11 protein-coding genes are annotated in these 13,765 nt (G+C 66.4%); 7 read left to right on the forward strand and 4 right to left on the reverse strand.

The window, feature by feature from the left end:
• Positions 1–59: 59 nt before the first annotated feature.
• Positions 60–620, forward strand: coding sequence for a GNAT family N-acetyltransferase (locus FMZ75_RS05895; protein ID WP_166141676.1), 561 nt, complete (start codon positions 60–62; stop codon positions 618–620).
• Positions 621–1,157, forward strand: coding sequence for a GNAT family N-acetyltransferase (locus FMZ75_RS05900; RefSeq protein ID WP_166141677.1), 537 nt, complete (start codon positions 621–623; stop codon positions 1,155–1,157).
• Here FMZ75_RS05900 and FMZ75_RS05905 read toward each other — a convergent pair.
• Positions 1,148–1,621 carry an NUDIX domain-containing protein gene (locus FMZ75_RS05905; RefSeq protein ID WP_166141678.1) on the reverse strand — a complete coding sequence of 158 codons (474 nt, stop codon included), beginning with the start codon at positions 1,619–1,621 and terminating at the stop codon, positions 1,148–1,150. The two genes, FMZ75_RS05900 and FMZ75_RS05905, sit on opposite strands and share 10 nt — an antisense overlap.
• 153 nt (positions 1,622–1,774) lie before the next feature.
• Between FMZ75_RS05905 and mbfA the strand changes: the two genes are divergently transcribed.
• Together mbfA and FMZ75_RS05915 are read left to right on the forward strand one after the other, a co-directional pair.
• Positions 1,775–2,746 (forward strand): iron exporter MbfA, encoded by a 972-nt coding sequence (mbfA, locus tag FMZ75_RS05910; protein WP_166141679.1) that lies wholly within the window; start codon positions 1,775–1,777, stop codon positions 2,744–2,746.
• A gap of 9 nt (positions 2,747–2,755) precedes the next feature.
• The gene (locus FMZ75_RS05915) at positions 2,756–3,637 is read left to right on the forward strand and encodes a metallophosphoesterase (RefSeq protein ID WP_166141680.1); all 882 of its coding nucleotides are present in this window, start codon (positions 2,756–2,758) and stop codon (positions 3,635–3,637) included.
• A gap of 6 nt (positions 3,638–3,643) precedes the next feature.
• Here FMZ75_RS05915 and FMZ75_RS05920 read toward each other — a convergent pair whose 3' ends face one another.
• Entirely contained in the window at positions 3,644–4,426 is a 783-nt protein-coding gene (locus tag FMZ75_RS05920; RefSeq protein ID WP_246728795.1) for a hypothetical protein, read from the reverse strand.
• Between the two features lie 422 nt (positions 4,427–4,848).
• Here FMZ75_RS05920 and FMZ75_RS05925 point away from each other — a divergent pair, with 422 nt between their 5' ends.
• The 3 genes from FMZ75_RS05925 (at position 4,849) to mobA (ending at position 11,934) form a co-directional block, all read left to right on the forward strand.
• Positions 4,849–10,293, forward strand: a complete 5,445-nt coding sequence (locus FMZ75_RS05925) for a GH36-type glycosyl hydrolase domain-containing protein (protein ID WP_166141682.1) — start codon at positions 4,849–4,851, stop codon at positions 10,291–10,293.
• A gap of 124 nt (positions 10,294–10,417) precedes the next feature.
• A complete protein-coding gene (locus tag FMZ75_RS05930) occupies positions 10,418–11,284 on the forward strand; it encodes a hypothetical protein (RefSeq protein WP_166141683.1) in 867 nt (288 codons plus the stop codon).
• Positions 11,285–11,307: 23 nt separating this feature from the next.
• Positions 11,308–11,934 (forward strand): molybdenum cofactor guanylyltransferase MobA, encoded by a 627-nt coding sequence (gene mobA / locus FMZ75_RS05935; protein ID WP_166141684.1) that lies wholly within the window; start codon positions 11,308–11,310, stop codon positions 11,932–11,934.
• Here mobA and lepB read toward each other — a convergent pair.
• Complete coding sequence (lepB, locus tag FMZ75_RS05940; protein ID WP_166141685.1) at positions 11,922–12,638, reverse strand: signal peptidase I; 717 nt, start codon at positions 12,636–12,638, stop codon at positions 11,922–11,924. The two genes, mobA and lepB, sit on opposite strands and share 13 nt — an antisense overlap.
• A gap of 84 nt (positions 12,639–12,722) precedes the next feature.
• Positions 12,723–13,754 (reverse strand): cysteine synthase A, encoded by a 1,032-nt coding sequence (locus tag FMZ75_RS05945; protein WP_108917795.1) that lies wholly within the window; start codon positions 13,752–13,754, stop codon positions 12,723–12,725.
• Positions 13,755–13,765 lie beyond the last annotated feature (11 nt).

Genomic DNA, 13,765 nt, shown 5'->3' on the forward strand with positions numbered 1-13,765 from the left:
CATGCGCGGCCCGGCCGGCAAAGACCGCGACCGGCCCGAGTCTTGCTCGAAAATCGCGCATGACAGCGATCGAGATCAGACCGGCGACGCTGGCGGATGCGCAGACGATCGCCGCCCTCCATGTCGCCTGCTGGGGCGAGACCTATACGCCTCTGGCGCCGGCGGAAATTCTCGCCGAATACACGCTGGAGACCCGCCTCGCGCAATGGCGTGAGACCTTGGACGGAGCGGGGCCGCAACGGCCGCCGCCGAATGTGTTTCTGGCGCTGCGGGAGGGGAGCGCAATAGGCTTTTCCGCCTGCGGCGCGCAGCAGAGCGCCATTCTCGGCGAGCGAGGCTATGCCGGCGAGTTCCAGGCGATCTATCTTTTGAAGGAAGCGCAGAGGCTCGGCGCCGGGCGCGGCCTCATGCGCGTGATGGCGCAGGCGCTGCGCGAGCGCGGGGTCGAATGGGGGAGCCTCTGGGTGCTGCGGCATAATTTCACGGCGCGGAAATTCTACGAGAAGCTCGGTGGCCGCAAGATCGGCGTCGAAGGCGATTGGCGCGGCGTGCCGGAGGTCGCCTATGGCTGGCGCGATCTTCGGCTGCTGATCGATTCGCCGCCAGCGAAGCCCTGGTGAATGCCGCGCGAATTTTCCATTCGCGCCGCGACGGCCGAGGATGCGCCGACGCTCGCGGCGCTCAATCTCGCCTGCTGGCGCGAGAGCTATGAAGGGCTGCTGCCGGCCGAGACCTTCGCCGCCCTCACGTTCGAGGAGCGGCTCGACTATTGGCGTGGGGCTTTTCAGTCGAGCGGATCGCGCGCCGCTCTGGCTTTCGATGTGGATGGAGCGGCTGTCGGCTTCACGCATTGGCGCGCACATGAGCTCGTTCTCGGCGGCCGGCTCGGCCGCGGCGGCGAGATTTGCGCCGTCTATCTACGCCGCGCCGTGCAACGGCGCGGCCTCGGCCGCCGGATGATGCGGATGATGGCGCGGGAGATGCGTGCGAGCGGCTGCAAATGGGCGAGTCTCGTCGTGCTGCGCGACAATCTTCCCGCCCGACGCTTCTATGAGGCGCTGGGCGGGCGCCGCTTCGGCCGCGAGCTCTTCTGGCGCGGCGTTCCGCAGATTGCCTATGGCTGGCGGGATGTGGCGGGTCTGGCCGCTCACCAATAGGGAGAGACCGGCGCGCCGCCGAATACCTCCGCTATGCGGGCGCGCGTGGCCGGCGTCGCGCTCTCGGGAAGCGCGTCCAGGGGAAAGAACCCCGCTTCGGCGATCTCATGGTCGGGGCCGCGCGGCGCGCTCTGCCGAAAGGCCCGCGCGACGAAAAAGGCCACATGGTCGCGCTTGGAGATGCGGCGGTTGAGATAGACGCCGCGCAGCTCGGCCGGCGCCTCCAGCTCTATATTGCCTTCCTCGACCAATTCCCGGGCCAGCGCCTGCTCGAGCGTCTCGCCCGGCTCGACGCCGCCGCCCGGCAGATAATAGCCCGAGATATAGGTGTGCCGCACCAGCAGCACGCGCCGCTCGGCGTCCACGACGAGACCGCGCACGCCGAGCGTCATCGGTCGGATCACCGTGGCGGCGAGCACCACGAGGCGCGTCGTCAGCAAGGTCCGCCAGCCGGGCTCGCTCATCGGCGCCGCGCCCGCGAGGGAGACCCCGCCGATTCAAATGTCTGGCGTTCCATGGTTCGACACTCTAGAACCGCTCTAATTCGTCGCCGGCGCGACCGAGCACGCCGAGAGCTAACTAGCGCCGTCGCTCCGCCATGCGCAAGGAGCGCAAGATTGAAATCCTTCTGTGATCTCACGGAACGCGAGATACTCGCCGTCGCCATCGCCTCGGAAGAGGAAGACGGCCGCATTTATCAGAGCTTTGCGGAAGACCTCTCCGAGCGCTATCCCTCATCCGCCAAGGTCTTCGAGGAGATGGCCGAGCAGGAGGGCGCCCATCGCCATGCGCTGCTCAGCCTCTATCAGAAGCGTTTCGGCCCCAATCTGCCGCCCATACGCCGCGAGGATGTGAAGGGCTTTCTGCGCCGCCGGCCGATCTGGCTGACGCGCAATCTCTCGCTGGAGACGATCCGCAAGGAAGCGGAAGTCATGGAATATGAGAGCGCGCTCTTCTATCAGCGGGCTGCGGCGCGGGCGACCGACGTCGGCGTGCGCAAGCTGCTCGGCGATCTCGCCGCCGCGGAGCAGGGGCACGAGACTCTCGCCATGCGTCTCGGCGCGCAGATCCTCACGCCCGGCGCGAAAAAGGAGGAGGATCTCGCCTATAGGCGCTTCTTCATCCTGCAATATGTGCAGCCCGGCCTCGCCGGGCTCATGGACGGCTCGGTCTCGACTCTGGCGCCGCTCTTCGCGGCCGCCTTCGCCACGCACAATAACTGGGAGACCTTCCTCGTCGGCCTCGCCGCCTCCATCGGCGCCGGCATCAGCATGGGCTTCGCCGAGGCGCTCTCGGACGACGGCTCGCTGACCGGCCGCGGCTCGCCGCTGCTGCGCGGCGGCGTCTGCGGACTGATGACGACGCTCGGCGGCCTCGGCCATACGCTTCCCTATCTCGTGCCGGATGCGATCCCCGACAGTTTCGCCATAGCGACGACGATCGCCGGCGCGGTCGTCTTCGTCGAGCTATGGGCGATCGCCTTCATTCGCGCGCGTTACATGGATACGCCTTTCCTGCAGGCGGTGTTTCAGATCGTGCTCGGCGGCGCCATCGTGCTCGCCGCCGGCATATTGATCGGCGGCGCGTGAGGACTGTCCATGGGATTTCTGCTCGCTCATCTCTCTGACGCCCATATCGGCCCGATCCCGCGGCCGAGCCTGCGCGAGCTCGCGGGCAAGAGGCTCACCGGCTACGCCAATTGGATCAATAAGCGGGCGCAGGCGCATGATATGGGTCTGCTCGGCCGGCTCGTCGAAGACATGGCGGCGCAAAACCCCGATCATGTCGTGATGACCGGCGATATCGTCAATATCGGCCTCGACGCCGAGATCGCGGCGGCGCGGCTCTGGCTCTCCAGCCTCGGCAGTCCCGAGACTGTGAGCTTCACCCCCGGCAATCACGACGCCTATGTGCCCTCTGCGGTCCCGCGCGTCGCCGAGACTTTCGCGCCCTGGACCACTTCGGAGGAAGGCGCGGGCTTCCCCTATCTGCGGCGGCGCGACGGAGTGGCGATCATCGGGCTCGATTCCGCGATTCCGACGGCGCCTTTCGTCGCCTCGGGCCGGCTCGGCGCGGAGCAGCGCGAGAAATTGGCGGCTCTGCTCGACAAGACCAAGGCCGAAGGACTCGTTCGGGTCGTGCTGCTGCATCATCCGCCGCATCGTGGCGGCGCCAAGGCGTTGCGCGGCCTCGACGACGCCGCCGAGCTGGAGGCGATTATCGCGCGCCATGGCGCCGAGCTGGTGCTGCACGGACATAATCACAAGATCAGCCTGCATCGCCTGCCGGGCGCGCATGGCGAGACGCCGGTCATCGGCGCGGCCTCCGCCTCGGCCAAGGCCGGCGGGCATAGTCACCGCGCGGCCTATAATCTCTATTCGATCGAGCGTGAGGGCGACAAAATCGTCATCTCCGCCCGCTCGCGCGGGATGCTGGAAAACGGCGAGACGATCGGGGATTTGACCGCGCTCGCGCTTTGAAGAGCGTCAGCGCGTCAGATGCGGACCGATCGCATAGACGCCGAGCTGCCAAAGCAGAAAGAAGAACGCCGCCGCGCCCGCTCCCTGCGCGAGAAACAAAATCGCCCGATAGATTTTCTCGCCGACTCCGCCGAGGCGTGGCAGGGCGGGCAAGCTCGCTGATCTCGGGGCGATCTGATTCTTTTTCTTCGCCGCCTCCTCGGTGAAGGCGCGGGCGCCGCCTTGTCCGGCGAAATCGAACCCCAGCGCCTTTTCACGCTCGATCAGCCGATGAGCGATATATTCGGTGATCGCCTCCACCACTGTCGCGACATTGTCGGTCTCGCCGATCGTGATGCGGCCGTGGCGCGTGTCCTGCAAGAATCGATAGGTGCGGCGGTCGCGCCCCATTTCGACGAAGCCGACATGATCGATGAACAGTCGCGGCCGATCGCCATGCGAGACGCCGATGTCGAAGAGATCGCAATCCTTCGGCGCCTGGGCGAGGACAGGCTCCAAATGATCCCGCAAAATCTCCAGCCGCGCGATCTCGGCGTCGCGCAGATCCGCGAGAACGCCGGAGCGCTCGGCATTGGCGAGCCGGGCACGCCGCATCGCTCCGGCCAGATTGGCGACGCGGGTTTCCTTGGTCTCCGTCGAGAGGGCGCGCTGGCCCGAGCCGCTCCGCTCGACGGCGGCGGCCCGCCTGTCGGTCACGAGGGCCGCAGCGGCGGACGCATCGCCGGTCGTCGCCGCTTGGCTGTCCCTTTTCGACTCGTCCATCTCACTCATTCGCACGAAAGACCGCATGGAGTTGCTCATTCATTATACCCTGTCGCGACCGAGATTCGACCGGAAAGCGCCGGGCGCCGTGACGCTTCGGCCGGCGTTCCTCATCTCCTGTATCGCACCATTATCGGCGGCGGCCTTCGCCTTGTTAGACCACAATGGCGGATAAAACATGACCGTCGTTACAGACCCGCCAATAGGGTATCGGGAATAATACTTATAATTCGACGTGAATATTACGCGATCCAGCCTCTGTACCACAGTGGCCTCCTCGTCATCCATCGATGCGAGCGGCGGCTCCGCCGACAGCAGAGCTTGCGGAAGAGTCGACATTTGCGCCGCCTTCCGGCAAATCTCCGGCCGACGAGAGAGCGGGCGCCCGCGATTCGTGCGCAGGAGGAGGCCGCCGCCCGCCGCAGGCCGCGCGCAAGCTGGAGACCCATATGGCGCCTCATGACGCCGGCCTGCCGACGGTGGGCGCACGCTTCGGACGGATCGCATTCGGCTCGATCTGCTCGCTCGTCTCGATCATGGAAGCCGCTGGCGGCAGGGAGCATATGCTCGTCGCCGGATTTTTCGCAGCGACCGCCATGCTCCTCATGCGGCCGGCGCCGGGGCGCATTCGCCAAGGAGTCGATTTCGCGCTCGATTTCTGCGCAATAGGCGGGCTCGCCCTCCTTTGCGATCCGTCCGGCGTGCTCTGGCGTGCGCCGGAGACGCTGTCCAGCCTTTTCACATTGACGCCGATCGGCGCGGGCTCCGCGGTCGGCCTCTATCTCCTCGGCGTCTCCATTCTTCCCGGATCGCCTTTCGCGCTGCGCGCGGCGCTGTTCCTTTTCCCCTTCCTGTTCAGCCTCCTGGTCGCGCTCGGCTCACGGGTCATCGGCGAATTGGGCGGACTGCTCTTCCTCGGCCTCGATGTTCCGCAGACGGCGCGCGTCGTCGCGGCGCGGACGCTCATTGTTTTTCTCTTGAACGAGGCGGTCATCGTCGGCGCGCCGCTGGCCCTCGGCCGCTATCTGCCGCAGCAATGGCGCCCGCATGGCGTGCTGTTCCTCGCCGCGCTGATCGCCGCCGTCACGCCGGAGATTGCCAGCCTCGGCGCGCATCCGCATGTCGCCTTTTTGCCGGCGCCGGTCGCCATCATCGTCGCAGCGCTGCTCGCCGCTGCCGCGCAGGCGGGCCTTTGGGGCGAGACCTATCTCGTCACCCAGGCCATGGCGGGAATGCTGCGCGGGACGCCGTCTCTGCCCGTCATCGTGCTCAATGATTGGAAGACGGGCGCCGCCAAGGGCGCCGTCTATGGCTTCGTCTTCATGGCGCTGCTGCTGGTCGCCGGGCTGATCGTGAGCTTCCCGCCGGCGCTCGGATTTCTCGTCGCGGCGGGGCCGGTCGGCGGCGCGCTCATCGGCGCCGCGACCTTCCCGCTGCTGCGCGCCATCGTCGAAAGCACGGATTCGACGCCGCCCTTCTACGCAAGGCTGCGGCATGAATATGAGCGGATCGCCAATTTCCCGCGCGGCCTCGTCGCCGGCGCGGCGGTCGGTCTCGCGCTGCTCTTCGGCCTGCCGGGCGAGGACGGCGGCGCGCGTTTCCTCTTCGGCGCCGGGGCGGGGATTCTCGCCTATGCCGGCGTCGACATGGGCTTCGATCTCTACGCGCTTCAGCAGAAGCGCCGCCAGCATTTGCGCAGCTGGCGCGTCTATGCGCTCGGCGCGCTCCTCGGCGGTCTCGTCGGCGGGGCGGTGGCCTGGTATCTCGACGCCGAGCAGCTCTCGACGATCACCAAGAAATTCTTCGCCTATATCTCGCTGAGCTACGCCGCCGACGGACGGCCGGTCGCCGATTATGTGATCCGCCCGCTGTTCTCCAAATGGGGCGCGACAAATCTCGGCTTCGTCGATGGCGGCGTTCGCCTCTTCTTCGACGAGTCGCTGTCGGGCGTCATTCAATGGGTGTTCGCCGCACCCTTGTTCTCGATCAATCTCTTTTTCCTGACGGCGCTGGTGCGCCGCAGCCTCGCGCCTTTGCGCCAGCTCGCGAGCTGGGAAGGTCTCGACATGCTGGTCGAGAATGCGGTGCGCGTGCTGCGCTGGGGCCTATGGATGGCGCCGGTCATCTATTCCTTCCTGAAGGCTTCGCCCGATCCCGCTTGGTACAATCAGGACGGCCTCATCCGCACCGGCGTCGCCATATGGATGAATCACGCGCTGCCGGACCAGGATTTCCGCGCCTGGAGCCTCGATATTTTCACGGCTCTGCTCGCCTATGACGCGATCCGCGTGCTGATCTGGTTCGACCATATGGGTCTGCGCGTCGCGACCTTGGTGAACCTCTCCTTCGTCGGCGGCGATGTCGCCGACGAGAAGGCCGCGCGCTTCATCGGCAAGGCGCAGAAGAGCCGCGCCATTCCGGAAGGCCTGCGCCGCTTCGCGACCTGGGCGCCGCTGCTGCTGCCCTTCTACATTCCGCGCGGCGCCGAATGGGATCAGGCCTGGAGCGCGGCCGAGCGCATGACGCATCTGAGGCCGCCGTCCTATTCCTATCTCATGGGCGGCTATATGGCCTATGCGGGCGCGCTCTCCATCGCGCTCGTGATCTTCCTGCTGATCCAGCTCGCCAAGGCCGGCAAGCTGCCGCTGGAAGGCATCACCGGCGCCGGCGGCGCGCCCGGCTCCAAGCCCTTCGAGCTGACCAATGGCCTCGTCACCAGCCAATGGTTCGAGGATGGCCAGGGCGCTATGCGCGTCGAGGGCGTCGCCCGCGGCGGCCCGCCGATCGATCTCACCCGCCGGCCGGACGATCACGCCCATCCGCGCGGACGCTTTCTGTTCTTCCGCGAGGAGGGCCGCGATCTCTGGTCGCTCGGCTCAGCGCCGACCTGCGTTCGCTGCGAGAAGGTCTCGCTGGAGAGCGAGGGCTGCACTTTCCTCTATTTCCTGACGGAGCAGGGCGGCTTCGCCATAGAAGCGAAGATTTTGCTCGCGCCCGACGAGGCCGTGGAGATCACGCGGCTGCGCCTCGTCGATCTCGAGCAGCGCCCGCGCAAGATCACGCTCGCGACGCTGCGCGAATGGGTGCTGAACGAGACCGGCGTCGAGCAGCGCGACGCCGCCTATAACGCCATTCACATCGGCACATGGTTCGTCGGCGGGCTGAATGCGATCATCGCGCAGAACCGCCTGCTGAAGGGCGGCGCGCGCCGCGACGTCGATCGGCGCCTCTCGCCCGAGGTCGGCTTCCATGCGATCGGCGCCAGCGAAGGAACGCGGCTTCGCCTCATCGGCTATGAGGATGTGAAGGCGCGTTTCTACGGCCTCGGCGCCGCCGGCGCGCCCGACAGTTTGCGCGACGGCGACAAGCCGCGCGATCCGTCCGACGAAGGCTTGCTGTTCGGCTTCGAGCCGATCGCCAGCCTGCGCGCTGAGCTGGAGATCGCGGCCGGCGGCGCGGCGGAGATCGTCATCGTCGACGGCTGGGCGCGCGACATTGGCGCGGCGACGCGCATGATCGCCGAGCATCTCTCCCGCGACTTCGATTTCGCGAGCGTGGAAACGGCGCTAGCGCGCAAGCGCGCGCTGCTGCACCCACCGGCGCCGGCCGAGCATCGCTACGCCTTCGCCGAGGACGGCCGCAGCCTGACGCTACGTCCCGACACGCCGCGGCTCTACGCCCATGTGATCGCCAATGCGGTGGGGCAGGGCGCGGTGCTCGGCAATCATGGCGACATTTATTCCTTCCACGGCAATTCGCGGCTCAACAGCCTGACCCCCTTCCGCATGGGCGAGGGCCGCATGACGCCGGCGGGCCAGGCCATTTATGTCTATGACCTCGCCCGTCAGGACGCGCATTCGGCGACCTTCGCCCCGCTGCGCCGACGCGACGCCGAGCATGAGGTCGAGTACGGCCTCGGCTATGCAATCTATCGCTCGAGCCGCGACGCTCTCGAGCTCGAGCTGACCGTCTTCGTCCCGCCGGACCAGCCGGTCGAAATCAAGCTGCTGCGCATTATCAACGGCCGCGATCACGAGCGTCTGCTGCAGATCACCCCGGCGATGGAGATCGTCCTCGCCGAGACGCCGAACGAAAGCCTCGGCCGCGTCGAGGCTGTCGCGGGCGAGAATGAGCGCGCGCTCTACTTCCGCAATCCCGATAATAATTTCGTCCAGGGCTGGGCCTTCGTCTCCACCTCGGTTCCGGCGGAATTCGCCGAGACCTCGCGGCGGCGCTTCCTCGGCCATGAGAGCCGCGATCCGGCGCTTCCCTATATGGTCGAGCACGGCCATCCCGACGCCGGCGCGCCGGAGCATCAGCGCAAGGTCGCGAGCTTTTCCGGCGCGATCGACGTTCCCGCCAATGGCGAGTCGCTCGTCGTCGTCGCCCTGGGGCAGACGCCGACGCTCGAAAGCTCCAAGATTCTCGCCACGCTCGCCAGCGATCCGGCTTACGCCACACGCGCGCTGGAAGAGACCAAGCGCGATTGGGAGCAGCGCCTCAGCGTGCTGCGCGTGAAGACCAATCGGCCGGAATTCGACCGGCTGGTGAACGACTGGCTACCCTATCAGCTGCTCGTCTCGCGGCTCTGGGGCCGCTCCGGCCCGGCGCAGCGCTCGGGCGCGACCGGCTATCGCGACCAGCTGCAAGACGTGCTGCCGCTCATCCATCTCGCGCCGGAGCTCGCCCGCGCGCAGATTTTGAAGCACGCCGCGCATCAGTTCATCGAGGGCGATGCGGTGAAATGGTGGCATGACGCGCCGGACGGCGGCTGCGGCATCGCCGACCGCACCCATGCCTCCGACCCGCATCTGTGGCTGCCTTATCTGACGGTCCGCTATGTGAAGGGAACCGGCGACGACGCCATTCTCGACGCGATCGAGCCTTTCCTCGAGGCGGAGCCGACGCCGCCCGACCGGGAAGGAAACGCCAGCGTGCCGCTGACCTCGCGCGACAAGGACACGTTGCTCGGCCATTGCGCGCGGGCCATCGACTATTCGCTGGATCGCTTCGGCGCCCATGGCCTGCCGTTGATGGGCACGGGCGATTGGGACGACGGCCTCAATCTGCTCGGTGCGCAGGGACGCGGCGAGAGCGTTTGGGTCGGCTTCTTCCTGCATGGAATTCTGGCCGATATCGCGCCTTTGTTCGAGGCGCGCGGCGACGCCGAAAGGGCGGCCCGCTATCGCGCGCGCGCCGAGGCGCTACGCGCCGCGCTCGATTCCTGCTGGCGCGGCGATCGCTTTCTGCGCGCCTATGCGGATGATGGAAGCGAGGTCGCGCCGATGAGCGCCATGACCGCCTCCTGGCCGATCCTCTCTGGCGCGGTGGATTTCGCGCGCGGCAAGGAGACGCTCGACAATGCGCTGGCGGCGCTCGCGCGGCCGGATCGCATATTGCTGGTGACGCCTTTCTTCGACGAGAACTCGCGTCCCTATCCAGGCCGCAGCGCCGAATATCCGCCGGGCGTGCGCGAGAATGGCGGCCAATATTCGCATGGCGTCTCCTGGCTGATCGACGCGCTGACGCGCCTCGCGCTGGAGGCCGCCGCGCGTGGCGATCACGCAGAATCCGACGCGCTGTTCGCGCGCGCGTGGGACGCATGGTTCGCCATCTCGCCGTTGTCGCGCCTCACGACGCCGAAGCAGGCCGATATTTACGGCCTCGCGCCGCATCAGCAGCCGGCCGACGTCTATGAGGGCGAGGGCTATGAAGGCCGCGGCGGCTGGAGCTGGTACACGGGCGCCGCCGCGCGAATGCTGTCCGCCGCCTATGGGCTGCTCGGCTTGGAGATGATCGACGGCGAGCTCAGGCTGCGTCCCGACGCCTTCGAGTCCAAGGGCGAGTTGAAGCTCGAGAGCGTCACTTGGCGCGGAAAGAGCTTCTCCGCCTGAAGCGTATCTTTTCACCATGAATCGGCGTCCGCGGCGCGGACGCTTGTGGACAAATTGATTTCATTTTAGCGTTTCGTAGCTCGATCGGCAGCTTGTGTTCGGGCCTCGATGCGGCGTTTTCTTCATGAGTTCATGGGCGCGTATCTGCTCCTGTGTCGCGGCGCTGTCGTTTCTACAATCGACGGCGTGCCGCGCCGGCGCGTTTCTGCAAAAGCCGGGCGAGGGGATCATCATCCTCTCGACGAGCTTCGCCGACGCCCATAAGGCCTATGACTCGCGCGGCAAGCTCGTCGCCGCGCCCTCCTATGCCAAATTCGAGACGCAGGCCTATGTCGAATATGGCCTCATCGACGAAATCACCTTCGTCGCAGAGTCGAGCTACATGCGCTTCCGCGGCGCGAACGAGCAGCGCCAGCTCGAGCAATTGCAATATCTGACGGCCGAAGCGATCGCCGGCGCGCCGCTCTATCTGCCGCCCGGCCTCGGCGGCGGCGCACGTTACGAGGGGCTCGGCGCAGGCTGGATCGGCGCCCGCCTGCGGCTGCTCGAATGGGGCGCGACCATTCTCTCCGTGCAAGGGAGCCTGCGCGCGGCGACGCCCGCCGCGCAGACCTATCTCGATATGAAGCGGCGATTGCAGGAGGATGTACGTCTGCAATTGGGCTGGCCTGTCGAGATTTTCGGTCTGTCCGGCTTCGGCGACATGCAGCTCGGCTATCGCTCTCTCGGCCAGAGCGGCGACGAGCTGCGCGGCGAGACGACCTTCGGCCTTCGGCCCGTCGATGGCGTGCTGCTGCTGGCGCAGAGCTTTCTCTCCTTTTCTCCCTGGAGCGGATCGGCGCCTTTCATGTCCTCGCAAAAAGCTCAGGTGAGCGCGGTTTGCGACGTCACAAGCGAGATCGCCGTGCAACTCGGCGTCCGCGCCTCGCTGCGCGGCGTCAATGATTCGGCCGAGCGCGGCCTGCTCGGCGCCCTATGGTATAGGTTCTGAGAGGAACCGCGGGCGAGGGGAAGATGACACGCTGTTTCGGACTCATTCTGGCCGGCGGCCAAGCGCGGCGCATGGGCGGCGTCGCCAAGCCACTGATCGAGGTCGGCGGCGCGCCCATCCTCGAGCATGTCGTGCGCCGGCTCGCGCCCCAATGCCTGCGCCTCGCGCTCAACGCCAATGGCGATCCGGCGCGCTATGCCGCCTTTCATCTGCCGATCGTGCCGGACGAGGTGGAGGGTTTCGCGGGGCCGCTCGCTGGGGTGCTCGCCGGGCTCGACCATGTCGCCGCCAATTTCCCGGATGTTCCGCTCATGCTGAGCGTTCCGGCGGATACGCCTTTCGTTCCGCTCGATCTCGCGGCGCGGCTCGCCAGCGCGCGCGCCGCGGCGAAGGCGGAGATCGCCGTCGCCAAATCGGCCGACCGCGTGCATCACGCCGTCGCTCTATGGCCGGTGGCGCTGCGCGAGCCGCTGCGTCATGCGCTGGTGAAGGAGGATTTGCGCAAGGTGTCGGGCTTCATCGAGCGCTACGCCAATACGCAGGTGGATTGGAGCGATGCGCCCTATGATCCGTTCTTCAACGTCAACCGGCCGGAGGATGTCGAGCAGGCCGAGCGCATAGTGGCGAGCCTGCCGCCTCAGCGCTCATAGTAAGTCTTGATGCGGCCGAGAATCCTGTCGATCGGCACGAAGCCGACGCCGCCTTCCATCCTCGTCTGCCGGGAATCGGCGGAGTTGTCGCGATTGTCGCCCATTACGAAAACATGACCCGGCGGGACGACATACTGCCGCGTCCGTCCCCAGGGCGTCTCGAGCGGCTCCCCCTGGCCATCGACCGCTTCGAAATGCCAAAAGTAACGTCCCTCGGGCAATTGCTCGGCGACCGCGACGAGGAGATAGCGGCTCGCTTCCGGATATATGCGCACCGGACGGCCGACGACTTGTCGCGGCACGATCGCGTCATTGATCCACAGCTCGTTGCGTTCGAGCCGCACGCGGTCGTCCGGCAGTCCGATAACCCGCGACATTCGCTCTTGTCCGCCATCGGTCAAGAACATCACCGCATCGCCTCGGATGGGCCGAAGGTTCGGCCATCTGCCCCATCGCGGCGCGTGATCCCAATCATGACTATAACGACTGATCCCGTAGGCGAGCCGCTCGAGCGTGACGAACCCGCCGCGCTGGACGCTCGGCTCCATGTTGCTATCACTCACATAGACCAAGCGAAAAACCTGCCCGATCCCGAGAATGCAAAGACTGATCGTCAGCAGCAATAGAAAACCGAAGCTCGCGGCGCCGATGAATAATCTACGGTCGGCTGCGTCGAGTGTCTTTTGTGTGTCGGCCTCGCTCATGCGCAAGCCCTCGAACGATCCGTGAAGAACATCCCATCATGCACGTCACGCTCGAAATTGCTCGATGAATCTCGTCGTGCTCCCTCACACAAACCCCGGATCGATCGTCCCCGTCCGCTCGAGCCAGGCCGGCGTCGGCAGATTCTGCCCGCGTAGGAAATCGAGATTATAGAGCTTGGAGGCGTAGCGCGTGCCGAGATCGGCGAGGATGGTCACGATCGTATGGCCCGGCCCCAGCTCCTTGGCGAGGCGGATCGCGCCCGCGACATTGACGCCCGAGGAGCCGCCGAGCAGCAGGCCTTCATTCTCGGCGAGATCGAAGAGAATGGGCAGCGCCTCCGTGTCCGGGATCTGATAGGCGAGATCGATCGGCGCGCCCTCGAGATTGGCGGTGATGCGGCCTTGGCCGATGCCCTCGGTGATGGAGGAGCCCGAGGCCTTCAGCTCGCCGGTCGTATAATAGGAATAGAGCGCCGCGCCGAGCGGGTCGGCGATGGCGATTTTCACGGAAGGCTTGCGCTCCTTCAGCGCAATGCCGATGCCGGCGAGCGTGCCGCCCGTGCCCACCGCGCAGACGAAACCGTCGATCTCACCCTCCGTCTCGGCGAAAATCTCCGGCCCGGTGCCGCGAATATGGGCGTCGCGATTGGCCACATTGTCGAATTGATTGGCCCAGATCGCCCCTTCCGGCGTCTCCTTCGCCAACCGCTCCGCGAGGCGGCCGGAGAGCTTCACATAATTATTGGGATTGGCGTAGGGGACGGCCGGCACCTCGACCAGCTGCGCGCCTTGAAGGCGCAGCGTGTCCTTCTTCTCCTGGCTCTGCGTCTCCGGGATGACGATGACGGTGCGGAAACCCAGCGCATTGGCGACCAGCGCGAGGCCGATGCCGGTATTGCCGGCCGTGCCCTCGACGATGGTTCCGCCCGGCTTCAGCGAGCCTTCCGCTATGGCGGCCTGGACGATGGAGAGTGCGGCGCGGTCCTTCACCGAGCCGCCCGGATTCATGAATTCGGCCTTGCCGAGAATGCGGCAGCCGGTGGCCTTGGACGCCGCCTTCAATTCGATGAGCGGAGTATTGCCGATCGCTTCGATGACATTGGCGGCGAATTTCATGTCGGACCCGT

The sequence above is a fragment of the Methylosinus sp. RM1 genome (genome assembly GCF_011378635.1).
Classification (GTDB): domain Bacteria; phylum Pseudomonadota; class Alphaproteobacteria; order Rhizobiales; family Beijerinckiaceae; genus Methylosinus; species Methylosinus sporium.

What these genes read in the sequence shown, in the direction of transcription:
- FMZ75_RS05895 (WP_166141676.1), top strand. Translation starts at nt 60, where the DNA reads ATGACAGCGATCGAGATCAGACCGGCGACGCTGGCGGATGCGCAGACG.
- FMZ75_RS05900 (WP_166141677.1), top strand. Translation starts at nt 621, where the DNA reads ATGCCGCGCGAATTTTCCATTCGCGCCGCGACGGCCGAGGATGCGCCG.
- FMZ75_RS05905 (WP_166141678.1), bottom strand. Translation starts at nt 1,621, where the DNA reads ATGAGCGAGCCCGGCTGGCGGACCTTGCTGACGACGCGCCTCGTGGTG.
- FMZ75_RS05915 (WP_166141680.1), top strand. Translation starts at nt 2,756, where the DNA reads ATGGGATTTCTGCTCGCTCATCTCTCTGACGCCCATATCGGCCCGATC.
- FMZ75_RS05920 (WP_246728795.1), bottom strand. Translation starts at nt 4,426, where the DNA reads ATGCGGTCTTTCGTGCGAATGAGTGAGATGGACGAGTCGAAAAGGGAC.
- FMZ75_RS05925 (WP_166141682.1), top strand. Translation starts at nt 4,849, where the DNA reads ATGGCGCCTCATGACGCCGGCCTGCCGACGGTGGGCGCACGCTTCGGA.
- FMZ75_RS05930 (WP_166141683.1), top strand. Translation starts at nt 10,418, where the DNA reads ATGAGTTCATGGGCGCGTATCTGCTCCTGTGTCGCGGCGCTGTCGTTT.
- mobA (WP_166141684.1), top strand. Translation starts at nt 11,308, where the DNA reads ATGACACGCTGTTTCGGACTCATTCTGGCCGGCGGCCAAGCGCGGCGC.
- lepB (WP_166141685.1), bottom strand. Translation starts at nt 12,638, where the DNA reads ATGAGCGAGGCCGACACACAAAAGACACTCGACGCAGCCGACCGTAGA.
- FMZ75_RS05945 (WP_108917795.1), bottom strand. Translation starts at nt 13,754, where the DNA reads ATGAAATTCGCCGCCAATGTCATCGAAGCGATCGGCAATACTCCGCTC.